This window comes from Candidatus Poriferisodalis sp. (assembly GCF_965221945.1).
GTDB lineage: Bacteria > Actinomycetota > Acidimicrobiia > Acidimicrobiales > Poriferisodalaceae > Poriferisodalis.
The window spans coordinates 2,510,015-2,531,628 of the sequence record NZ_OZ244925.1; the positions used below are offsets into that span (position 1 = coordinate 2,510,015).

At 67.1% G+C, this 21,614-nt stretch carries 21 protein-coding genes; 10 read left to right on the forward strand and 11 right to left on the reverse strand.

Annotation, left to right across the window (positions count from 1 at the left end):
• Positions 1-18: 18 nt before the first annotated feature.
• From ACOQPH_RS11695 to ACOQPH_RS11730, 8 genes are all read right to left on the reverse strand, one after another.
• Positions 19-705 (reverse strand): ABC transporter ATP-binding protein, encoded by a 687-nt coding sequence (locus tag ACOQPH_RS11695; protein WP_420621567.1) that lies wholly within the window; start codon positions 703-705, stop codon positions 19-21.
• Entirely contained in the window at positions 705-2,456 is a 1,752-nt protein-coding gene (locus tag ACOQPH_RS11700; protein WP_420621568.1) for an ABC transporter permease subunit, read from the reverse strand. Before ACOQPH_RS11700 ends, ACOQPH_RS11695 begins: the two co-directional genes overlap by 1 nt.
• Positions 2,453-3,307, reverse strand: coding sequence for a branched-chain amino acid ABC transporter permease (locus ACOQPH_RS11705; RefSeq protein ID WP_420621569.1), 855 nt, complete (start codon positions 3,305-3,307; stop codon positions 2,453-2,455). The genes ACOQPH_RS11700 and ACOQPH_RS11705 overlap by 4 nt, the downstream gene beginning before the upstream one ends.
• A 116-nt stretch (positions 3,308-3,423) precedes the next feature.
• On the reverse strand, positions 3,424-4,758 hold the full coding sequence (locus tag ACOQPH_RS11710) for a substrate-binding protein (RefSeq protein ID WP_420621570.1): 1,335 nt from the start codon (positions 4,756-4,758) through the stop codon (positions 3,424-3,426).
• A 125-nt stretch (positions 4,759-4,883) separates the two neighbouring features.
• Positions 4,884-6,323, reverse strand: a complete 1,440-nt coding sequence (locus tag ACOQPH_RS11715; protein WP_420621571.1) for an ABC transporter substrate-binding protein — start codon at positions 6,321-6,323, stop codon at positions 4,884-4,886.
• A gap of 10 nt (positions 6,324-6,333) precedes the next feature.
• Complete coding sequence (locus ACOQPH_RS11720; RefSeq protein ID WP_420621572.1) at positions 6,334-6,696, reverse strand: ArsR/SmtB family transcription factor; 363 nt, start codon at positions 6,694-6,696, stop codon at positions 6,334-6,336.
• 84 nt (positions 6,697-6,780) lie between these two features.
• Positions 6,781-7,551 carry an S-methyl-5'-thioinosine phosphorylase gene (locus ACOQPH_RS11725; RefSeq protein WP_420624349.1) on the reverse strand — a complete coding sequence of 257 codons (771 nt, stop codon included), beginning with the start codon at positions 7,549-7,551 and terminating at the stop codon, positions 6,781-6,783.
• 5 nt (positions 7,552-7,556) lie between these two features.
• On the reverse strand, positions 7,557-8,903 hold the full coding sequence (locus tag ACOQPH_RS11730) for an amidohydrolase family protein (protein WP_420621573.1): 1,347 nt from the start codon (positions 8,901-8,903) through the stop codon (positions 7,557-7,559).
• A gap of 67 nt (positions 8,904-8,970) precedes the next feature.
• On the opposite strand from ACOQPH_RS11730, the gene ACOQPH_RS11735 reads away from it, so the two are divergent.
• The 3 genes from ACOQPH_RS11735 to ACOQPH_RS11745 are packed head-to-tail and all read left to right on the forward strand — an operon-like array spanning position 8,971 to position 11,611.
• On the forward strand, positions 8,971-9,915 hold the full coding sequence (locus ACOQPH_RS11735) for a branched-chain amino acid ABC transporter permease (protein WP_420621574.1): 945 nt from the start codon (positions 8,971-8,973) through the stop codon (positions 9,913-9,915).
• Positions 9,912-11,039: a branched-chain amino acid ABC transporter permease gene (locus ACOQPH_RS11740; protein WP_420621575.1), complete on the forward strand. Its 1,128-nt coding sequence runs from the start codon at positions 9,912-9,914 to the stop codon at positions 11,037-11,039. Before ACOQPH_RS11735 ends, ACOQPH_RS11740 begins: the two co-directional genes overlap by 4 nt.
• Positions 11,036-11,611, forward strand: a complete 576-nt coding sequence (locus ACOQPH_RS11745) for a class I SAM-dependent methyltransferase (RefSeq protein WP_420621576.1) — start codon at positions 11,036-11,038, stop codon at positions 11,609-11,611. Before ACOQPH_RS11740 ends, ACOQPH_RS11745 begins: the two co-directional genes overlap by 4 nt.
• 24 nt (positions 11,612-11,635) lie before the next feature.
• On the opposite strand, the gene ACOQPH_RS11750 is transcribed toward ACOQPH_RS11745, so the two are convergent.
• Positions 11,636-12,472 carry an SDR family oxidoreductase gene (locus ACOQPH_RS11750; protein WP_420621577.1) on the reverse strand — a complete coding sequence of 279 codons (837 nt, stop codon included), beginning with the start codon at positions 12,470-12,472 and terminating at the stop codon, positions 11,636-11,638.
• Positions 12,473-12,618: 146 nt separating this feature from the next.
• Here ACOQPH_RS11750 and ACOQPH_RS11755 point away from each other — a divergent pair, with 146 nt between their 5' ends.
• Positions 12,619-13,845, forward strand: coding sequence for a CaiB/BaiF CoA transferase family protein (locus ACOQPH_RS11755; RefSeq protein WP_420621578.1), 1,227 nt, complete (start codon positions 12,619-12,621; stop codon positions 13,843-13,845).
• 17 nt (positions 13,846-13,862) lie between these two features.
• Here the strand turns inward: ACOQPH_RS11755 and ACOQPH_RS11760 are convergent, their stop codons facing one another.
• A complete protein-coding gene (locus ACOQPH_RS11760; protein WP_420621579.1) occupies positions 13,863-14,009 on the reverse strand; it encodes a hypothetical protein in 147 nt (48 codons plus the stop codon).
• A gap of 266 nt (positions 14,010-14,275) precedes the next feature.
• Here ACOQPH_RS11760 and ACOQPH_RS11765 point away from each other — a divergent pair, with 266 nt between their 5' ends.
• The 4 genes from ACOQPH_RS11765 (at position 14,276) to ACOQPH_RS11780 (ending at position 18,471) form a co-directional block, all read left to right on the forward strand.
• A complete protein-coding gene (locus tag ACOQPH_RS11765; RefSeq protein ID WP_420621580.1) occupies positions 14,276-15,220 on the forward strand; it encodes an HpcH/HpaI aldolase/citrate lyase family protein in 945 nt (314 codons plus the stop codon).
• A gap of 120 nt (positions 15,221-15,340) precedes the next feature.
• A complete protein-coding gene (locus ACOQPH_RS11770) occupies positions 15,341-16,513 on the forward strand; it encodes a malate--CoA ligase subunit beta (RefSeq protein ID WP_420624350.1) in 1,173 nt (390 codons plus the stop codon).
• A gap of 70 nt (positions 16,514-16,583) precedes the next feature.
• Positions 16,584-17,468 carry a succinate--CoA ligase subunit alpha gene (sucD, locus tag ACOQPH_RS11775; RefSeq protein ID WP_419554245.1) on the forward strand — a complete coding sequence of 295 codons (885 nt, stop codon included), beginning with the start codon at positions 16,584-16,586 and terminating at the stop codon, positions 17,466-17,468.
• Positions 17,469-17,625: 157 nt separating this feature from the next.
• Complete coding sequence (locus tag ACOQPH_RS11780) at positions 17,626-18,471, forward strand: response regulator (RefSeq protein ID WP_420621581.1); 846 nt, start codon at positions 17,626-17,628, stop codon at positions 18,469-18,471.
• Between the two features lie 29 nt (positions 18,472-18,500).
• Here the strand turns inward: ACOQPH_RS11780 and ACOQPH_RS11785 are convergent, their stop codons facing one another.
• Positions 18,501-19,433 (reverse strand): thioesterase family protein, encoded by a 933-nt coding sequence (locus ACOQPH_RS11785; protein WP_420624351.1) that lies wholly within the window; start codon positions 19,431-19,433, stop codon positions 18,501-18,503.
• Positions 19,434-19,550: 117 nt separating this feature from the next.
• Between ACOQPH_RS11785 and ACOQPH_RS11790 the strand changes: the two genes are divergently transcribed.
• A complete protein-coding gene (locus ACOQPH_RS11790) occupies positions 19,551-20,459 on the forward strand; it encodes an IS982 family transposase (RefSeq protein ID WP_420621582.1) in 909 nt (302 codons plus the stop codon).
• Positions 20,460-20,664: 205 nt separating this feature from the next.
• Entirely contained in the window at positions 20,665-21,594 is a 930-nt protein-coding gene (locus tag ACOQPH_RS11795) for a TIGR03621 family F420-dependent LLM class oxidoreductase (RefSeq protein ID WP_420621583.1), read from the forward strand.
• Positions 21,595-21,614: the final 20 nt, after the last annotated feature.

Genomic DNA, 21,614 nt, shown 5'->3' on the forward strand with positions numbered 1-21,614 from the left:
GGCTGTCGTCCTTTGCTGTCAGATTGCGAGATGCTGGGCCAGTCGGCCAGCCAACGTGGGATCCCGGGCTGAGCCGCTGTCGACGAGTTCGCCCTTCTCAAGCACGATGAAGCGGTCAGCTATGCGGGTTGCAAGCGCCAGATGCTGCTCGACGAGCAGTATTCCTCGGCCCGAGTTCCGAGCCGCGTCGAGACGATCGCCGAGCAACGCCACGTTGGAGGGCTGCAGGCCTTCAGTTGGCTCGTCCATCACCAGAAGGGACGCGGTCGATGCGAGCACTGAGGCCGATGCGAGCATCTTCTGTTCGCCGCCGGACAGGGTCCCGGCTCGCTGAGCTGCACGCCCAGCCAGTGACGCCCCGAACATGGCGAGTACCTCGTCGTGACTGGTGGGCGGGTATCCGTTCAGTCGCAAGTTGTCGCCCACAGAGAGCTGGCTGAACAGCGGTCGTTCCTGAAACGCCGCTCTCAAGCCCGCCCGGACGCGACCCGACGGCGGCAACCGAGTGATCTCCGCGCCGTCAAGCGTCAGCCGTCCGCCGGTTGCCCGCAGCAGACCCACAATCGTCTTGACCAGGGTGGTCTTGCCAGCTCCGTTCCGACCGACGAGCGCCACGATCTCTCCTCCCGAGACACCGAAGCTGACGCCGTGCAGGACTGGCACATTTCCGTGTCCTGAACGCAGCCCCTCTGCTTCAAGGCGCATCAGCTGTCGACCCCGGAATAGATCGCGTGCACGTCGGGGTTGCTCTCGACTTCGGCGACGGTGCCGTCCGCCAGCACCGCACCGAGCGCAAGCACGGTGACGCGATCTGCGACGGCGCGGATGAACGCCATGTCGTGTTCGACGATCACGATCGGCAGTCGATGCTCGGCGTGCAGTTCCCGCAGCAGTGCGGCTGCGTCGAGGCTCTCGGCAACGGTCATGCCCGCTGTGGGTTCGTCCAGGAGCAAGAGCCGGCACTCTCCCGCCGCCGCCATCGCGATCTCGAGCCACTGCTTGTCTCCATGGGAGAGCTCCCCAGCGGGCGTCTCGAGCCGTTCGTCGAGCCCGGTTCGTTCCAGAATCTCCAGCGCAGGCTGCGGGATGTGAGCGTTCCAGCTGCTGCGGACGAGGCTCCAAGGCGACGAACGAGTCCCCCACGCAGCGATAGCGACGTTGGCGGCCACGGACAGGTCGTCAATGAGCTGCGGCGACTGGAACTTGCGGCCCACGCCATGTCTCGCGAACTCCCATGGACGACGGCCGGTGCACTCTTGACCGAGCACCTCAACGGTGCCGGCTTGGCAGCCCTGCTGGCCGCCCAGGATGTCCAGGAGCGTGGACTTGCCGGCGCCGTTGGGGCCGATCAGGCATCGAAGCTCGGGCTCGTCCATAGTGAGCGTGACACCGTCGAGCAATCGGAAGAACCCGAAGTTCTTCTCGACATCGACCGCCTCGAAGATTGCTGCCCGTCGCACAGACGGACTCGTCGTGACCGCATGACTGTCGGATCGGATCAGTCTGGGTTGGCGGCGGCGAGCTGTCGGCAAGCGGAACAGCCGCTGCAAGCTCGGGACCAGTCCGTGGGGCATCACCACGACGACAAGCACAAAGATCACGCCGGTGGCGAGCGTCCAGTACTGCAGCCAGACATCGGCCAGCGTCGCTGAGGCGAAGTTGATCGCCAATGCACCGATGACCGGTCCCACGATCGTGCCTCGTCCCCCGACGAGGGTCCACAGCACCACATTGGTTGCGAGAGCGAAGCCGAAGATCTGAGGCGACACGAAGCTCGTGCGATACACATACAGCGCACCTGCAAATCCGGCGACGGCGCCGCCGACGGTGAACGCCCAGATCTTGATCCGGACCGTGTCGTAGCCGAGTGCCTCCATGCGGCGTTCGTTGGAACGTATGCCGATGAGCACCGCACCGATCGGGCGGCTGACCACGACACCGACAACGGTGATGACCGCCAGTGCGAGCACTGAGATCCCGATGTCCTGCGCGGCATCCGGCAACTGGGTTCCGAACGCGCCGATGCGGGGGACGCCCGTCAGGCCGTTGAATCCGCCGGTGACATCCCGCCACTGTTCGGCGATCTGCTCAAGTGTCAGCGACAGCACCAATGTCAAGAGCCCCACAACGATCGCCGTCGGGCGTCGCCGGAGCATGGCCACGCCGACTCCTGCGGCAATCGCGGCGCCGACGATGGCTGCGACGATGAGCGCAGGCACGCTCAGCGACGGCGCGGCGGTGGCGATCTTCGCGGCCGTATAGGCGGCGATGCCGAAGGGCAGCAGCTGGCCTAGCGAGAGAATGCCCGTGTATCCCCACACGAAGTCGAGGCTCACGGCGAGCACGGCGAAGATCAGAAACAGCGAGAGCTGCCCAGCTCGAAAACCGCCAAGAGCCGCGCTCATGGCTATTGCCGCAACGGCGGAGACTGCGCCGACGGTAAGTGCGCGGCTCATGTGGAAGCGCTCTCCACGGAGAGCCGCCGGAACTGGAGAACGAGGACGGCGAGGCCCAGCGACGCGATCTGAGCCCACACGGCGTCGTAGAAGTGAATGACGCCGATCTGCACAGCGGCGACCGTCAATGCTCCGGCAACGACGCCCCAAAGTTTGTTGAACCCGCCGACGATCACGACGAGAAAGGCCCCGGGCAGATAGGGCAGCCCCGCCTGAGGTTCGATCGCACCGAGGGGGGCAACCAGCGCTCCTGCGATGCCAGCGGTCGCTGCGCCGATGCCGAACGCGCAGAAGTTGGCGATGCCGGTCCGAATACCGGATGCTTCGGCAAGATCTCGATCGGCGACGATGGCTCGGACGGTCAAACCGAAGCGTGACTTGGTGAACGCAAGCAGCGTCGCCACCACGACCACGACGGAAATGCCGACCAGAAGGTAGCGATACGTGGGAAACAGGACGCCGAAGGCCCGTGTCGCGCCTGGCACGGGATTGGGGACGCTCCGGAAGTCCTTGGTGAAGACCAGTTCAGCGGCCTGTCGGAGGCACACCGACAGGCCGAAGGTGGCCAGGATCGTGATCTCTGGCTGACGGTGAATTCGACGGATCAGCACGAGTTCGATGACTGCGCCCAACACGAAGAGCACGGCGGCTGCCACCGGTACCGACACCCAGTGGTTGAGGTCATTGGCGTGTACGACGTACGAGACGTACGCGCCGATCATCACGAACTCACCGTGCGCGAGGTTGATGATGCCCATCAGCCCGAAGACGATGCCGAGTCCGAGCGCGACGATCGCGAGGATCGCGAACAGGCTGAGACCGTTGAGCAGTTCCAGTGTCAGCGCATCCAACGGACTGTGCCCCGGTGTCTACGTCCTGCTGAGATCCGGGCAGAGGGTGCGGCTGCTGGGGCTCGCTGGTCGCACCGACTGCCCAGGATCTTCACCAGGGAGGTCTCGGCCCTCAGCTAGGAGGGGTCGCAGATCTCGTCCGGCTCAACCGACGGGAACGACTCGACGATCAGCTGGGAACCATCGGGCTGAATTTGGGCCACGTAGATCGGCTGCGCCAAGTGACGGCTGTCGGTAACGGTGATGTCCCCCGTGGGTGTCGAGAGCGTCAGCCCCTCCAGTGCAGCGGCAACGGCCGCCGTGTCGGTCGTGCCTGCCGCATTCGCCGCTGCTGCATAGAGCAAGGCTGCGTCGTAGATGTGCGAGCTGAAGGTGGCGTGCGGCGGCGCGTCGGCACCGAAGCGCTCGTAGTAGCGGCGCACGAATTCGGCGTTCGCAGCGTTGTCGACTTCGGCGAAGTAGCCCATCGTGACGCGCATGCCAGCCGTGACCGACGGCCCCATCGCACCGAGGACATTTTCCTCATAGATGTTTGCCAGACGCGGAATGGCGTCCTGTCCGATGCCGAAGTCCACGGCCTGGGTCTCGAACGCGATCGCATCGCCGCCCACGAGCGCCGGGAAGATCAAGTCGGCACCGGAGCCTGCAATCTGCTGAGCGACAGACGAGAAGTCCTGCGTTCCCAGCGGGACGTATTCCTCGCCCACGACCTCACCGCCCCAGGCTTCGATGTACTCGCGTGCCAGCTCGAAGCTCCGCCGAGGCCACACGTAGTCGTTGCCGAGCAGGAACCACGTCCGGCCGCCCGTCTCGGACATCATCCAGGGGATGACCGGCGCGAGCTGCTGGCTCGGGACCTCACCGGTGTTGAACATCACCGGAGAGCACTCGCCGCCTTCGTACAGCGCCGCGTAGATGTACAGCACACCGGCGTCCTCTGCGAGCGGCTTGGCCGCCTCACGGGTCGCGCTGGAATGCGTGCCGAGCACGACGTCGACCCCGTCCGATTCGATGAGCTGCTCCATCGCCTGGCGACCGATTGCGGGATCGGTGGCGTCGTCGGCGAGGAACGTCTCGACAGGGCGTCCGTTGATGCCGCCAGCGGCATTGATGTCCTCTTCGATGAGCTCTGCGATGTTGGCCGTCGGGGGACCGAAGATGCCTGCCGGGCCGCTATTGGAGAACAGGATCCCGATACGCACCGGCTCCCCTGATGGTGCCTGGGACTCATCGGGTTCCGGAGGCGCAGGTTCTTCGGTCGTCTCCGGCGCCGGTTCGTCGGTTGTGTCGTCGGCAGTCGGCGCGGCAATGGCATCGGTCGTCGCCGGCTCCGTCGCCGTCGGTTCGTCGTCGCTCGTTCCGCATGCGGCGGCGATCATCGAGAACAGAGCAACCAAGATGATCGCTGTTCGTCCGAGTGACCGCTTCCATGGGCTCCCTGGCGTTCCCATGACTTGGCCCTCCCCCTATATGTGAGTATATGTTGACATATTGTCTTGTCAGGAGGGCGCGGTCAAGTGCCGCCTGTGGCGTGGCTATCCGAGCACGGAGTTCTGCAACCGAGAGGCGAGCGCTGTCAGCGGGAGTGAGTAGCGGCGGGAAGTTCGTCCAGCACCTTGATGCCCGACGGCGTCGCCTCCCCCAGCAACAGCGACTCCAGTGATCCGCCACGGCCGCAGCGCCTCGGGCCACGAAAACCGGCCGTGCGAAGTCCTCCAAGCAGGGCGCTTGGTTCGGTGCCGCCACCGGACCGGCACGCGCTGGCCCATGTGTGGATGGCTTCGTACACCCCTTCTGCGGCAGCGGAGACCGGTGGGGCACACTGACCGAAGCGGTCCTCGTATCGCCGCAGGAACTCATGATTCTCTGTGGTGTCCATGGCAACGAAGTAGCCGAGGGCATTCCAGATGCCCACCCCTGAGGGGCCCAGGTGCTCGACGACGGCATCATCCATCAGCGGGGCAAAGGTACGAGTCGCCCCACGCAACCCGGATTCAGAGAAATCGCACTCGAAACGAACGTGGTCCTGCCCGACGAAGCTCGAGACGACATGGTCGGTTCCGCATTCATCGATGGCAGAAATCACCGGTGCGAAGTCCTGGGTGCCCAGTGGCACGTAGCCCTCGCCGGTGACTGTGCCGCCCATGCGCTCGATGACGTCCCGTGCCGCAGTGCCGATCGCCCGTGGCCACGAGTAATCGTTTCCGGTGAGGAACCAGCGAGTTCCACCCGTCGTCTTTGCCATCAGCGGCAGGGCACGGTGCAGCTGGTCTTGGGGTCGCTCACCGAAACGGATCAGGAGCGGATGCGTGGCCGTCGCCTCGCTGGTCGGGGTGTAGAGGTAGGGAATGGCGTTTGCGATGGCCATCGGCGAGGTGACCGCATAGGTCGCCGAAGAGTGCATGCCGATGACGGCGGGCATGTCGGACACCCGGCAGAGGCGACGCATCGCTATCGCGCCGACGCCGGGATCGGTGGCGTCATCCGCAATAACCAGGCGAACGTCACGGCCCATCACTCCGCCATCGGCATTGATCTCGTCGACTGCGAGCTGTGCACAGTTCACGGTTGAGCGCCCGAGGATCCCGGCGCTCCCAGACAACGACGTGAGCAGTCCGAGAGGAATCTCCCAGGCGTCGACGTCGGCGCCGGAAAGGAGTCCGAAGTCGGCACCGAGGCGCAGGAATTCGCGATCGTCGATCGTGACGCGGATGCGCAGGCGGGTGCCGCCGCCGCTGAGCGGATCGAGATGGCACACCACACGCCCAGCCCAAGGTGACTCGTGCACCAGATCGATCCGGCGCCCGGGCTTGCAGCGCAGAATCCGCGCCGTTCCGGGTGCACGTGCCAGATCTCCGATGGGGAGGCTGAGACGCACGAGTGCGCCGGGTCGCAGCGCATCGGCCTCCGACCCGAACAGCCACCCCAGCGACGGGTCGCCCGTACCGAACAGGGCGAACAAATCGCTGGGGCACGCCTCCAGCCGCGCCTCGCTGCTCAGAACGAGTTCAGCCATGGCTGCGCACCTAGGCGCTCAGCCCGTCTTCTCGCTGGACCGTGTTGCCGGCGGCTGCCACCGCCTCTGTGATGGCTGCTTCAAGTTGTTCCAGCGAGTTCTGGTACACCGAGGCAAGGAAGGCCACGACCGTGTCGGCGGGGGTCGATGTCAGCGAGTAGTGCCGGAAGCGGCCGTCCCGGCGTTCAGTGATCAGGCCTGCAAGGCGCAGGATCCGCAGATGCGAGGAGACGGCAGTCCGGCCTACGCCATCGAAACGTGATGCGATCTCTCCCACAGAGAGTTCGCCATGTTCACCGATCAGGCCGAGAATGGCCCGGCGCGTCTGGTCCGCCAAGGCAGAGAACGTGGCATCACTGATGGGATCGGTCATGTGCGCGCCCGTATCGGTTTGTCAATACTTGTGCACATATGCTGCCACACCGCCCGAACACGGCCCCGCGGCGCCATCGGGTGGCTAGGTCGTTGAAACGGTGCGGCTCAGCAGGGCGAACAGCGGGTCCTTGGTGGCTTCAAGCGCCGCCGACACCTCTTCGTGGGAGATCTCGCCGTCGAACATGCCTGCGGCCATGTTCACCACGACCGCCACGCCGGCGTAGGGAATCCCGACCTCGCGAGCAAGCGCCACTTCGGGATAGCCGGTCATCCCGACGACGCTCCCGCCCATCTGGGCATACATGCGGATCTCTGCCGGTGTCTCGAAGCGCGGTCCATTCGTGCAGACATAGGTGGCGCTCGGTGCGACGTCGATGCCCTCGGCTAGGGCCGCGGCAGCCATCGCCGCACGCAGCGCTGGGTCGTACGGGGTGCTCATGTCGGTGTGGACGACCTGGCCTGGCTGATCGAAGAAGGTTGCGGCACGGCCGGTGGTGAATTCCAGGTAGTCATCGAGCAGCAGGAACGAACCGGTGCCACGCTCAGGCACCATCGAGCCCACGACGCTCACGGCCAGGATGGCCGTGGCCCCGAGGTCGCGCATTGCGGCGATGTTGGCCCGGTAGTTGATCGCGGACGGCGGGATCGAGTGGTCGCCGCCGTGACGTGGCACGAACACGATGCGCCGCCCATGCCACCGGCCGGTCATCGCCCATGCCTCGCCCCAGTCGGTCTGCACCATACGGTGCTCGACTTCCGTCAGGCCAGGCAGCTCGTAGAAGCCCGTCCCGGCAATGATCCCGACCGGGGGGCGCTCCGGGCTGGTCTCACTCGTCTCGCCAGCCTCGCTCATCGCGCTCACGTCCCCGACTCCTCAGCGAGCCGCTGCGCTCGATGCTGTACCTCGAAGCGGGCCCGTGCTTCGTCAACGGTCAAGCAGACCTGCCCGGCAACCACACGCTCGCCGCCCACCCAGACATCGGTGACGTGACGGCTGCCGCCGGACCACGCCACATGGGCAATCAACTCCTGCGGCGAGGTGACCGGCACGAACGCCACGTCGTCGATGTCGAGCCGGATCATGTCGGCCCAGCGGCCCGGCTCCAGCACCCCGGTGTGCAGACCCAGCGCCTCGGCGCCGCTGCGGGTCGCCATCGAGATCACCTGTTGTGCACTCATCAATGTGGGGTCGAGTGCGGTCACCCGGGCCAACAGCGAGGCGATCTTGATCTCTTCCCACAGGTCCAGGTCGTCGTTGGAGCCCGGCCCGTCGGTGGCGAGCGAGACCGTGATGCCTCGTTCGAGCATCTCGGGTACCCGCGCCACGCCCGAGCCCAGCTTCATGTTGCTGACGGGGCAGTGCGCCACGGCTACGCCGGTCGATTCGTAGATGTCGAGGTCGCCGTCGTCGAGCCAGACGCTGTGCGCTGCCAGCACCCTGCCCTCCAGCACTCCGGCGTCAGCCAGGAGCTGCGGCACGCTGGCACCGCCGTGAGCAGCGGACAGAGCATCTCCCTCGGTGCGCGTCTCGGCCAGGTGGATGTGCAACAGCGTGTCGCGTTCGCGGGCGGCGGCTGCGATCTCGGCGCACGCCTCCACACCTAGGTCGTAGGCCGAGTGCGGGGCGAACCCGACCGTGACGCGGCCGTCGGGATCGTGTTCGGCAGCGTGAAATCGAGCGATGTCGTCGATGCGGCCGGCCACGCTGCCCGATTGGTCGGCGTGCACCACCGACATCACGCCCGGGCACATGACCAGCCGGATGCCGGCCTCGCGGGCCGCATCGGTGACGGCCTGCTCGTAGGCGTACATCTCGCACGTCGTGGTGACGCCCGAGCGCAGCATCTCGACTACGCCCAGCGTCATCCCCCACCACACATCGTCGGGCCGCAGCCTGCCCTCGCGGGGCCACATCACGTCGGTCAGCCATGCCATGAGCGGCAGCCCGTCGCCAGCGCCTCGCACCAGCGTCATCGGCGTGTGCGCGTGGGTGTTGACAAGCCCCGGCATTAACAGGCCGCCCACGTTGATCACGGGCGTGTCCGTCGCGGGCGCGTCCGCCGCCGGGCCCACCCACGCAATGCGCCCGTCGGCTCCCACGTCCAACGCACCGCGCTCGATCGTCGAGAAGCCTTCATCACACGTCAGCACAACATCGGCGAGGAATCGAGCGCCATCTGTCCGGCCATCTGAATCATTCGGCACGCCCTTATCTTCGCACCGGTGCGCAGCTTCCCGTCAACGCTCCGGCTCATGCCACAATCGCGGCTTCATGACCCTGTTCCTGCAGCGGGTCTTCGACTCGTTCGCCAACGGCTCCGCGTATGCGGCCCTGGCAGTGGCGATCTCGATGGTGTTCCGGTCGACCGGGGTACTGAACCTCGCCCAAGGACAGCTTGCGATGCTGTCCGCATACATCGCCGTGGTGTTCGCTGCACTCCCCGCCGACCATGTCGCATTCGCGAACTGGCTGACGCCGTTCGCAACGCCGTGGCCGATCTGGGCCGCGGTCGCTGCTGCGGTCGTCGTGTCTGCAGTTCTGGGTGCGCTTCTCGAATACACGGTGATCCGGCCAATGCACGGCGATCCAGTACCGACCATCGGGGCGACACTCGGGCTCTACCTGCTCGTCGGCGTCTTCGTGGTGAAGCACTTCGGCGGTCGCCAGAGGTTCCTCGGCTCGCCGTTCCCGCAAGAGCACTCTGACCGTTTTGTCATCGGGGGTGCGCGGCTGTGGTTCGACAGCATCGGCCTCACGCTCACGATGCTTGCTGCGATCGGCCTGCTGGCACTGGTGCAGCGCACAACCAAGATCGGGCTGGCGTTCCGAGCGATCACTTCCAATCGGGACAGCGCCGCGTTGCTGGGCATCAGGGTCGAGCGGGTCGTGATGGGCGGGTGGGCCGTGGCGGCGGCGCTGGGCGGTCTGGCAGGCGGGCTCATTGCCGGGGAATTCAATGTCCGTCCCAGCATGATGGAACGTCTCTTGATTTTCGGCCTCGCAGCAGCCACGCTCGGCGGACTGCGCAGCCCGGCGTTGGCGCTCGCCGGCGGCTACCTGTTCGCCCTCGCCGAGACGCTGATGTCTGGCTATGTCGGGTTCATTGACAGTCAGGTCACGCTGGTGTGGGCCTTAGGCGTGCTCATCGTGGTGCTGTCGGTGCGCCCATCGGGATTGCTGTCTCGCAAGGCAGCCCGCGGAAGCTTGCAGGCGTGACGAACGGCGACGAACCGCTGGCTCAGGGCCCCGAACCGTCGGTGTTCCGCCTGGAGCCGCACGAGCGCAGTGCCCCACTGGCCACGGAGGCGCCAGCGGAGCCTCCACCAGCCCGCGCACCGCGGCGGGAGAGGACCCAGCGGGAGCAGCTGCCCCTCGCGCTCACTGTCGGTGCGCTCGCCGTGATAGCGGCACTCGTCGTCATCGTGCCGCTGCGTGCTTCGTCGACCTTCGTCACCGACGTCACCCAGCTGGCAGCGTTCTGCTTGGTCTTCGCCGGGCTCTGGCTGCTCACGCACCGGATGGGTCTGCTCTCCATCGGTCATGGGGCACTCACCGGCTGCGGCTCATACGCGGCGCTGCACGCCGCGAACGACTTCGGGCTGCCGCTGTTGCTGATGCCGCTGGTCGGCTTCGTCGCGGGCTGCGCGGTGGGCGCGCTGCTGGGCATTCCAGCGCTGCGCTTGCCCAAGGCCTACCTGGCGTTGTTGACACTCTCGGCCGCGGTGGCGTTCCCGATCGTGTTGCGGCAACTCGACGGTCCGCTGCCGGTCACCCTCGACGGCGAGTTTGTCCCGCCCAGCTGGACAGGCATCGCCCCCAACGACGAGCACATCTGGGAGTTCTGGATCGTCGTCGCGTGGGTAGTGATCGCCTTCTGGCTGCTGCACGGACTGCTGTCGGGGCCCATCGGGCGAGCGCTCGTCGCCACCCGGGACGAGCCGACGGCGGCAGCCACGTTCGGCGTACCGGTGTACCGGCTGCGGCTGGTGGGGGTGAGCCTCAGCAGCGGACTTGCGGGCCTGGCAGGCGGTCTCATGCTCGTACCGGTGAACTTCAACGATCAATCGCTGTATCCCGAGGAGTTGTCGATCAAGCTGTTCGCGCTCACAATCGCCTTCGGGAGCACTGCCATCGGCGGCAGCCGGCTCATCACGACCGTACCCGCCGCCACCGTGCTGGTGCTGCTGCCGGTCTGGCTCATCGACCGGCCCGGATGGGTAACCCAAGGCGGCTGGATTGGTCTCGTGAAGTCGGAGTTCTTCCTCTATGCGGTGCTGCTGCTGGTGGCTGCCTACGCTCGCAGCCGCCGGGCGCAAGCAGTCCGGACCTACGACGCGTGACCGCCGCTGACCGCTGGGATGCGAAATACGCCGAGTGGCATGAGCCCGGGTCGCCCTCGGAGTTCGTGACGGGCCACGCTGAGCTGCTGGCCGAGTGCTCGACTGCTGTGGATCTCGCCGGAGGAACGGGCGGTACTGCGTTGTGGCTCGCGAGCCTCGGTATCGACACAACGCTCGTCGACGTCTCCCCACGGGCCTTGGAGATCGCCCGCGGCGCTGCCGACGAGCGGGGGTTTCGGCTACGTACAGTGCGGGCTGATCTGGAAGCCGAACCGCTGCCGACCGTTCGCGAACTCGGCAGCGAACAAGGCTGGCACGCCGCTGTGTGCAGCAACTTTCTGCATCGTCCGTTGCTCAATTCGCTGGACCAACTGCTCGTTCGGGGCGGTCTCGCCTTCGTGCAAATCGCCACCGTCAACAACCTGCTGGTCAATGCGCGCCCCAGCCGCAGCTACCTCGTCGAGCAGGGCGAATTGCCAGACCTCTGCAGTGGGCTCGAGACAGTCAGCTTCGAAGAGGGCTGGTTCGCGACGCGCCACGAAGCGCGCCTGGTGGCCCGCCGACCCGGCTGAACGACCCGCCAGCGGAGCGAACGATCAGCTGAGCAGCCAGTCCGCTGGGGTGATGTCGGAATCAGCGAACAGGCGCGCCTGGAAGCGGCGCATGCCCGACAGCCAGCGGTCGATATCGGATGCCTTGCGCTCGCGATAGGTCTGCACCTCGGGATGGGGCAGCACCAAGAAGCGCTCCTCCGCCATCGCCTCGATGACCGTGTCTGCGAGCTGGGACGGCTGCAGGACGCCGTCGCCCGCAGCAGCCCCTGGCGTGCCTCGCCCCTGGTCGCCATTGCCGGTGCGGTCGGGGCTGTTGGCCAAGATGTTCGTCTCCACGGCCTGCGGGCACAGCATCGACACCACGATGCCCTTGTCGCCGTAGGTGATCGAAAGGAACTCGCCCAGCGACACCGCAGCCGCCTTGGTGACGGCGTACTGCAGCGAGCCGAGCTGCGTGAGCAGCCCCGCCGCCGAGGCGGTGTTCAGCAGGTAGCCGCCGCCGTTGTGCACCATGACGGGAACGGCTGCCCGGGCCGCGTACACGTGAGACATCACGTGGACTTCCCACATGCGCTGGATCTCGTCGTTGGAGACCTCGAGGCCGCCCTGGGTCACGTAGCCGGCGTTGGACACGAACACATCGAGTGCGCCGTGGGCTGCCACTGTGTCGGCCACAACCGTCTTGATGGCCTCTTCATCGGTGACATCGAGCCTGACGGCCGTGCCGCCAACCCGATCCGCCACGACCTGCGCGCCAGCCTCATCGCGGTCAACCACGACCAGCGCCCGCGCCCCTTCTGCCCCGAAGCGCTCCACGAGCGCCTCCCCGATTCCACTCGCCCCACCGGTGACGACAGCGACTTTGCCTGCAAGCTCCATGGCCCGGCAGCGTAGTGGCGCCCGCCCCGTTGGCTTCGTGCTGCCATACCCTCCGTCGGGTCCCGCTGGCCGGGAGCACGGCGAGTAGCGCAGTGTCAGGCTGGTGCGGGGTCGACACTGAAGGTCAGTGCAGCGTTGGAGGGCCAGTGGCAGCACCGTTGGACGATGTGAGAGTGATCGAGGTGGACAGCTGGATGGCCACGCCGTCGGCGGGAGCGATCCTGGCCGACCTCGGTGCGGACGTCATCAAGGTGGAGCCGCTCGAGGGCGATCCGGCCCGGGGCTTCAGCCGGCCGGCGAAGCTTCCGCCCGAGATCAAGGACTACGACTTCCAGTTCGACGTGGACAACCGCGGCAAGCGCTCCATCGCAGTCGACTTGGACTCGGCACCCGGCCGCGAGGTGGTCCACCGGCTCATCGCAGGCGCGGACGTGTTCATGTGCAACCTGCTCGTCCACCGCCAGGAACGCTTCGGGCTCGATCCGGCCACGGTGACGGCGGTCAACCCGCGCATCGTGCACGCCACGCTGACCGGCTACGGCACCACGGGTCCGGAGGCGTGGCGTCCGGGCTACGACGTGACCGCCTTCTTCGGCCGCTCGGGCATCTACGACGCAATGCGTGAAGGGCCCAACGGGACGGTCCCCATGGCGCGCCCCGCCCAGGGCGATCACACCACCGGCCTCGCGCTCGTGGGGGCGGTGCTCGCCGCGCTGCGGATGGCCGAGCGAACCGGTGAGGCCCAAGTGGTGGAAACATCGCTGTACGAGACAGCCGTGTGGACCCAGGCGTCCGACTACGCCATCACCGCCATGGACAAGGCGCCGCTGCGCCAGCGTTCCCGCGAGAACATGATCATCCCCACCGCCAATCGCTATCCGTGCGGGGACGGCAAGTGGGTGGTGTTCAACATGCCCCAGGACAGCGCATGGCCGCTGCTGTGCCGGGTCATCGAGCGGCTCGACTGGCTGGAAGACGAGCGCTTCGCCGACATCCGTGGCCGGTTCGCCCACATGGGACAGATCGTGGCCGGCATAGACGAGGCACTCGCGCACCGAACCCGTGACGAGTGGGGCGAGATCTTCGACGCCGAGGGAATCATCTGGGGCCCGGTGCTGGGGCTGCACGAAGTGGCCGACGACCCCCAGGCCGAAGCGCTGGGCCTGTTCCCCACGCTCGACAGCCCCGACATCGGCGAGTACCGCAGCGTGGGCATCCCGATGCGGTTCGCGACGGCCGACGTCGGACCGCGTGGACCGTCTCCGAAGCTGGGCGATCACACACGCGAGCTGCTCACCGCCGCTGGCATGTCAGACGAAGCAATCGACAGGCTGATCGCCGAAGGCGCGGTGCACGAATCCTCAGCGGAGTGAGCCCGGTCGCCGCTCGGCTAGTCCACGATGGTCACCGTGAGGGTGGTGGGCGCCAGGGTGATGCGGTTGTCCGTGAGGAAACCGCCGAACAGGGTCAGGGTGGCCCGGCGCCGATGATGGCTACCCGTGCCATGGCTGGATCGCCCCTGTGATGAGGTGCGCACGTAGCGACAGCAAGGACCTGTAGGACGCACGGGACAAAGGCAGCCGCGATCGCCGCCGGGTACGGATTGGAGGGGCCGGGGTCCATGAGAATCCGTTCGCTGTGCTGCGTCATTGAGACATCCTCCATCAGATTAGTGATATCACCCACCACATTAGTGGTAAGGTCGCGCGATCCGCCGACAGAGAAACCACTGTGTGGAGCAGAATCCATCACATTTTCAGGGCTGACCCCCCCTTGGGCCGGCCGGCAGATCGGATGCACCCCATGAGCCATCACCAAATCACCGAGCGGAGGCGCAGGCTGCATCGCAGCGAGCTGGCCGTGCCCGGATCGCTTCCCTCGCTGTTCGAGAAGGCGGCCGCGAGCTCCGCCGACTACGTCTTCTTGGACCTTGAGGATGCGGTGGCGCCCGACGACAAGGAATCGGCTCGACACAACGTGATCGAGGCTCTGGCTGGCATCGACTGGCGAGCGGCCGGCAAGACGGTCTCAGTGCGGATCAACGGGCTCGACACCCACTACATGTACCGTGACCTGGTCGATGTGGTGGAGCAGGCAGGGGTGCACCTCGACACCGTCATGATCCCCAAGGTCGGGGTTCCGGGAGACGTGTACACGGTGGACGCCCTCCTCTCCCAGATGGAGCAGGCCCTTGGCCTCCGCCACCGCATAGGCGTGGAGGCTCTGATCGAGACGGCGCTGGGCATGGCCAACGTGGAGGCGGTTGCTGCGGCCAGCCCCCGCCTGGAGGCGCTGCACTTCGGAGTGGCCGACTACGCGGCCTCGTGCCGGGCTCGGACCATGACCATCGGCGGGCTCAATCCCGACTACCCCGGCGACCAGTGGCACTCGGCCCTGTCCCGCCTGCTCGTGGCCTGCCGTGCCAACGGTCTACGCGCCATCGACGGACCGTTCGGCGACTTCTCTGATCCTGAGGGGTTCATGGCCGGAGCCCGACGGGCCGCCGCCCTCGGATACGACGGCAAGTGGGCCATCCACCCGACCCAAGTCGATCTGGCCAACGAGGTCTTCACGCCGCCGGCAGCCGAGGTGGAGCAGGCCCGGCGGGTGCTCGGGGCGCTGGATGAGGCGGCTGCCGCGGGGCGGGGCGCGGCCCAGCTCGACGGGCGGATGATCGACGCGGCGTCGGCCCGGATGGCCCGCAACGTGGTGGAGACGGCCGACGCCATCGCCGCCGTCACCGGCTGACGGCACGCACCGGGGCGTCGGAAGGGTCGGACACAGGGGCAGCCGAGGGGGCGTCGGGAGACGTCGCAGAGCGGGCCGCAGCCGCGGACCCCGCATCCAACGATGAACGGAGGGGCGTTCATGGAAATACACGAGTACCAGGCCAAGGCGATACTGGCCGATTACGGGGTGGCCATTCCAGAGGGCGGGCTGGCCTACAGCCCGGAGCAGGCCACCTACCGGGCCTCCGAGATCGGGGGCGAGCAGTGGGTGGTGAAGGCCCAGGTCCACGCCGGGTCCCGCGGGCAGGCGGGCGGCATACGGATCTGCAGCCATGAGGGCGAGATCTGGGAGGCCGCCGACGAGCTGCTGGGCAAGCGGCTCGTCACCCACCAGACGGACGCGCGGGGCAAGGGCGTATACCGGCTCTATGTGGAGGCGGCCGTCGCGAGCGAGCACGAGGTCTATCTCGGATTCGTGCTCGACCGTGCCGCTGAGCGGGTGATGGTGGTGGCGTCGGCCGCCGGGGGAACCGACATCGAGGAGATCGCGGCCAACGACCCTGACTCGATCGTGCGGGTCAATGTGGAGCCGGCAGTGGGGATCCAGTCCTTCGAGGCCCGGGAGATCGCCTTCGCCGTCGGTCTCGACGCCAGCCTCGTCCCCCAGGCCGTGCATCTGATGACGGCCTGCTACCGGGCATTCCTCGACCTCGACGCCACCATGCTGGAGATCAACCCGCTGGCCGTCACCGCTGACGGCCGCCTGCTGGCGCTGGACGCAAAGATGACCTTCGACGACAACGCCCTGTTCCGCCACCAAGACGTGTCGGAGCTGCGGGACAAGTCGCAGGAGGATCCCCGGGAGCGAACGGCCAACGACCGGGGCCTCAGCTACGTAGGGCTCGAGGGCGACATCGGCTGCATCATCAACGGGGCGGGCCTGGCCATGGCCACGATGGACATGATCAAGCAGGCCGGGGGCGAGCCCGCCAACTTCCTCGACATCGGAGGGGGAGCATCCCCTGAGCGGGTGCTGAAGGCGTTCCGGCTGGTGCTCTCCGACGAGAAGGTCAAGGCCGTGCTGGTGAACATCTTCGCCGGCATCAACCGCTGCGACTGGGTGGCCGAAGGCGTGGTGCAGGCCCTGCAGCGGCTCGAGGTGCCGGTGCCGGTGGTGGTGCGCCTGTCGGGCACCAACGTGGAGGAGGGGCGGCGCATCCTCGCCGAGGCCGACGTGGCCGTGATCACGGCCGACTCGCTGGCTGAGGCGGGCGCGAGAGCGGTCGAGTCCATCGCCGGGAGGGCGGCCTGATGAGCATCATGCTCGACGTAACAGAAGACAGCCGCAGATGGCGTGCGGGCACCCTGGGGAGGGTCGGGCGATGAGTATCATCCTCGACGAGTCCACACCCGTGGTTGTGCAGGGCATCACCGGGCGCATCGCCACCTTCCACACCTCCGAAATGCGCGAGTACGGCACCAACGTCGTCGGAGGCGTCACGCCGGGCCGGGGCGGGATGACCCACTGCGGCGTCGACGTGTTCGACACCATGAAGCAGGCCGTGGCCGCCACCGGCGCCACCGCCAGCATCGTGTTCGTGCCGCCGCCGTTCGCGGCGGACGCCATCATGGAGGCGGCCGACGCCGGCATCGAGCACTGCGTGTGCGTCACCGACGGCATCCCGGTGCAGGACATGATGCGGGTGAAGCGCTACCTGCGCCGCTACCAGCACGCCAAGCGAATGTGCCTGATCGGCCCCAACTGCGCGGGGGTGATCAGCCCGGGCCGGGCCATGATGGGCATCATGCCCCCGCACATCTACGAGCGCGGCCCGGTGGGTGTCATCAGCCGGTCGGGGACGCTGGGATACGAGGCGGCGTCGCAGCTCAAGGCGGTGGGGATCGGGGTCAGCACCAGCGTCGGGATCGGCGGCGACCCCATCAACGGGAGCTCGTTCCTCGACCACCTCAAACGGTTCGAGGCCGACGGCGAGACGGAGGCGATCGTGATGATCGGCGAGATCGGCGGGCTTCAGGAGGCCCAGGCCGCCCACTACGCCCGCGACCACATGTACAAGCCCGTGGTGGGCTACATCGCCGGACTCACCGCGCCCAAGGGCCGAACGATGGGCCACGCCGGCGCCATCGTGTCCACCGTCGGGGAGTCGGCCGCCGAGAAGGTGCAGCTCATGCGGGAGTGTGGCGTGACGATAGTGAAGCTGCCGTCGGACTTCGGCACGACCGTCCCCAAGGTTCTGCGCCGCTGAAGGGGTCCGTGGAACCGCGGATAACCCCTCCGTGCCACTAGCCCTCCTCGATGACCAAGGCAACAGAATCCAACAACCCGCCTCCACTAGACCCGGTACAGACCAACACCTCAGGCTAAGTTCGCCCGCACAGTTCTCTCCGCAAGGAGGCACGGGCATGCGACATGTCTTGATCGTGGCCAACCAGACCCTCGTCGGCAGCCACCTGCATGAGCGGGTCGAGCACATCTTGGCCGTCGACCCCGAAACCCGGTTCCACATCGTCGTGCCCGCGACGGGCGCCAATGGCCCCGACCCCGCGCGGGCGCTGGCGGGCGCTCGCCGTCGGCTCAGCCAGGCCTTCGACTCCCTCGACGACATCGGCGCCCGCGTCACCGGCGAAGTGGGTCCCGCACACCCTGTCGTAGCGGTCAACTTGGCGATCGACCGGCTGAACCCCGACCTCATCATCCTGAGCACGCTGCCCGCCGGTGCCAGCCGGTGGCTGCACCTGGACCTGCCGCATCGCCTCCAGCGACGCTTCGGTGTGCCGGTGGAGCACATCTCGGCCGCAACCCAGACCGTCGACCGTGCAGGGATCTTCGAGCCGCCCGTGCTGCACACTCCCGACGACACCGTCCACGTGCTGCTGGCAGAAGAGAACCAGCACGACGTCGACGTCATCACCCTGGCGCTCGCCGAGGCGGGAACTCGCAACCAGCTGCGTGTCGCCCACGACGGCGCCAACGCGCTGTCGTTCGTGCGCGCCGTGGGACCGTCGGAGGTCGATCTGGTGCTGTTCGACCTGAAACTGCCGGTCGTGAGCGGGTTCGACCTGCTCGCGGAGATACGTGCCGCTGACGAGTTCGACAAGGTGATGATGGTTGCGCTGACCACCGAGGAGGCTGCCGACGACCGTGCCCGGGCTTACGACCTCGGCGCCGACGCCTTCGTGATGAAGCGGCCTGACTACAGCCAGATGGCCCACGTCATCGACGACCTCCTCGCCGAGGTCGCCGGGTAATCGGCGACAAGCAAGCACGGGCCGGCTAGTCAGCCGGATGCGGCCTTGCGGGCGGCAGCCATGCCGCCGGGGAAGCCGATCTCGGCGGGTGCGGTGACCTGACTCTGCAGCACCCAGCCGAGCAGCCCGTGCTGGTCGAAGATCACGGAGTGGGTACCGGCCAGACCCTGTGACGTGCCGAGAGTCTCTGCGTCGAAGAAGATCCACTCCCCTGCTGGCGGCCGCAGCAGCTGCAGCGTCACGTCAGTGTTGATGTAGGCGCCGCCCGTCGGCGAATAGTCCCAGCCGACAGCTGCCCCGAGATCGGCGAGCGTCGCAATCCGGGCCAGCGGCGATGTCTCCTCGCCCGCCACGAGCGGATGATTCAGCCGTGCCCACGTGCGGCCAGGGCCCGGCTCCTCGGTTGATCCGCCGACGAAGCGGAGATCCACGGCGTCGGCATTGAAGCCGGGCCGCGGGTAGTCGATGTCGGGGTTGGCGCCAGGGTCGGCACGCTCCGCCGGGATCGGCGGCAGCGCCTGCCCGTCGCTCACGAGCTCACCGCTTGGAATTGTGGGCGTCAGCCACTGCGAGGTGGCGCGCGCCACAAGGCGACCATCTCCAGGCGCACCTGTCTCAGGCGGCGCGGCCCGCACTTCGGCATCGATCAGCGCGGTCCGTTTACCGGCTTTGACGGTGGTTGCCGTGACCTCGTAGGAAGCCATCGGCATGCCCGAGAGGATCTCGACGGTCAACCGACTGCACACCTGAGCAATGCCCAGGCTCCGTTGCTCGCGCTCGACTGCCCAGCCCAGCAGCCCGCAGATGGCACCGCCGTGCATCACCTGAAGGGCCCAAGGACCGCGCGTCAACTCCGTGGCGCGCACCCCGCCCGGCTCCTGCACGTACAGCCCAGGCGGCATGACCCCCTGCGGTGCTGCGGCCCGGGAATCCGCGGTCGCCCCAGGGCGTTCTGAGGGCATGCTCGCCACGGCGACAAGCTAGATGATTAGTTCCAAGGGGTCGGGTCCACCGGTTGTGGGGTGAGGGTGTCCAAGCTCGGGGTGTGTATTCACGCTTCGATCTTGGAGGTTCTCAGCATGGGCCCGGACTTGGACACCCTCGCGACCGCACTGTATGTGAGGATCGATGACCTGTTGGCGCAGAACCCTGGGTGGGCTCCGCGGCGGCCTGTGGTGGGGTTCGCCCCGAAGCTGTCGGACGCGGAGCTGGTCACCTTGGCGGTGATCTCGGCGCTGCTGGGCTATGACAACGAGTCGCAGTTCGTGCGCTACGCGAGAGCGCATCTGGGGCCGTGGTTCCCGTATCTGCCCAACCGCGACGGCTACAACAAGCGGCTGCGGCGCAGCGCCGAGATGATCGCTCGTGTCATGGGATGCCTCGCACGCGAGTGCGAGTCGTGGCACGACGACGTGTGGCTGGTGGACTCCACCCCGGTCGAGTGCGGCACCAGCCGCGAGACCCAAAAGCGCTCTGACCTCGCGGGATGGGCCCAATACGGCTACTGCGCGTCGCATTCCCGCTGGTTCTGGGGCTTGCGGCTGCATCTTGTGGCCACCCCGGCGGGGCTGCCGATCGCGTTCGCTCTCGCCGGCGCGAAAGCCGACGAACGCGACGTCTGCGCCGACATGATCGACGCCGCCGGGATCGCCCGGCCGGGCCAGACCCTCATCGCCGACAACCGCTACCGCTCTGCTGCGTTCGAAGCCGACCTCAACGACGTCGGCATCACCGTGCTGCGCCCCGCCACCCGATCCGAGGCCCCACGGCCCGGCGCCAGATTCCTGCGGCCCCTGCGCCAGATCATCGAATCGATCAACCAGACCCTCAAAGGCCAGCTCAGCCTCGAACGCCACAAAGGCCGCACCAAAGCCGGCGTCGCCGCGCGCATCGGCGCCCGGCTCCTCGCCCTCACCGCCGCCATCTGGCACAACGAGACCTACCACCGAACACGCCCCAGCCGCTCACTCACCGCCTACGACCACTAAACCCTTGGAACTAATCATCTAGGTGGCAGGATGACAAGTCGCTGGTCTGCGATGCTGGCTCACCTGGTTGGGGAGGGGGCACCGTGACAGACACCGCTACGGCGACGATGTCCATGCGTGCCGCTGTGTGGGCGCGTTTGCACCCCATTGGCTGGCTTGCGGCGGCCACGATCGAGCACCGCTCGGCGGCGCGTAGGGTGCCGCTGTGCATCCATTCAGATTCGCAGTCCAGTACGGCAAACCGGAGAGTCCGGCGGCGTTTCGGGAGATGGCGCGCAAGGTCGAGGACCTGGGCTACTCGACGCTCTACTGCCACGACCACTTCTGGGACAGCTGGTCGCCGATCGTGCATCCTGCGATCGCGGCGGAGATCACCACGACGCTGCGGGTCGGGACCCTGGTGTTCGCTGCGGACTACCGCCACCCCGCAGTACTGGCGAAAGACTTCGCCACGCTTGACCTGCTTGCCGAGGGCCGAACTGAGTTCGGGATCGGTGCCGGCTGGCTGACTGAGGACTACGAGCAGTCGGGCATCCGGCTGGACCGGCCCGGCGTACGTATCGACCGGATGATCGAGGCTCTCGAGGTCATCAAGGGGCTGTGGCTCGGCGAGCCGTTCGAATACGACGGCGAGCACTACCAGGTCTCGGGGATGGTCGGTCGGCCACTGCCGCACACGCCGGGCGGGCCGCCGATCATCATCGGCGGCGGTGGCAAGCGAGTGCTGACAGAGGCAGCCCGGCTGGCCGACATCATCAGCTTGAACCCGAACCTGCGGGAAGGCACCGTGGGAGCCGATGCGGCACGCAGTTCGGTGGCCAACAAGTTCGCTGAGCGGCGTCAATGGATTGCCGACGCCGCGGGCGAGCGCTTCGGAGACATCGAGATCCAGCTCAACACGTTCATGGCTCTCGTGACCGAAGACGCCGACAGCATTCTCGAGCAGTTCGCGCCCGGCTTTGGTCTGACGGTGGCCGAGGCGCGTGAGGTGCCCCTGGTGCTGGCGGGCACGGTGGATGACATCTGCGAGCAGCTGCACCATCACCGTGAGGCCTACGGCGCCAGCTACATCGCCATCCACGATCCCGAGGTCGATGCCATGGCACCCGTGGTAGCTCGGCTGGCGGGCACCTGAGCGCTGCTGCCGAAGCGCCT

What these genes read in the sequence shown, in the direction of transcription:
- ACOQPH_RS11695 (WP_420621567.1), bottom strand. Translation starts at nt 705, where the DNA reads ATGCGCCTTGAAGCAGAGGGGCTGCGTTCAGGACACGGAAATGTGCCA.
- ACOQPH_RS11700 (WP_420621568.1), bottom strand. Translation starts at nt 2,456, where the DNA reads ATGAGCCGCGCACTTACCGTCGGCGCAGTCTCCGCCGTTGCGGCAATA.
- ACOQPH_RS11710 (WP_420621570.1), bottom strand. Translation starts at nt 4,758, where the DNA reads ATGGGAACGCCAGGGAGCCCATGGAAGCGGTCACTCGGACGAACAGCG.
- ACOQPH_RS11715 (WP_420621571.1), bottom strand. Translation starts at nt 6,323, where the DNA reads ATGGCTGAACTCGTTCTGAGCAGCGAGGCGCGGCTGGAGGCGTGCCCC.
- ACOQPH_RS11720 (WP_420621572.1), bottom strand. Translation starts at nt 6,696, where the DNA reads ATGACCGATCCCATCAGTGATGCCACGTTCTCTGCCTTGGCGGACCAG.
- ACOQPH_RS11725 (WP_420624349.1), bottom strand. Translation starts at nt 7,551, where the DNA reads ATGAGCGAGGCTGGCGAGACGAGTGAGACCAGCCCGGAGCGCCCCCCG.
- ACOQPH_RS11735 (WP_420621574.1), top strand. Translation starts at nt 8,971, where the DNA reads ATGACCCTGTTCCTGCAGCGGGTCTTCGACTCGTTCGCCAACGGCTCC.
- ACOQPH_RS11750 (WP_420621577.1), bottom strand. Translation starts at nt 12,472, where the DNA reads ATGGAGCTTGCAGGCAAAGTCGCTGTCGTCACCGGTGGGGCGAGTGGA.
- ACOQPH_RS11765 (WP_420621580.1), top strand. Translation starts at nt 14,276, where the DNA reads ATGAGCCATCACCAAATCACCGAGCGGAGGCGCAGGCTGCATCGCAGC.
- ACOQPH_RS11770 (WP_420624350.1), top strand. Translation starts at nt 15,341, where the DNA reads ATGGAAATACACGAGTACCAGGCCAAGGCGATACTGGCCGATTACGGG.
- sucD (WP_419554245.1), top strand. Translation starts at nt 16,584, where the DNA reads ATGAGTATCATCCTCGACGAGTCCACACCCGTGGTTGTGCAGGGCATC.
- ACOQPH_RS11780 (WP_420621581.1), top strand. Translation starts at nt 17,626, where the DNA reads ATGCGACATGTCTTGATCGTGGCCAACCAGACCCTCGTCGGCAGCCAC.
- ACOQPH_RS11785 (WP_420624351.1), bottom strand. Translation starts at nt 19,433, where the DNA reads ATGCCCTCAGAACGCCCTGGGGCGACCGCGGATTCCCGGGCCGCAGCA.
- ACOQPH_RS11790 (WP_420621582.1), top strand. Translation starts at nt 19,551, where the DNA reads ATGGGCCCGGACTTGGACACCCTCGCGACCGCACTGTATGTGAGGATC.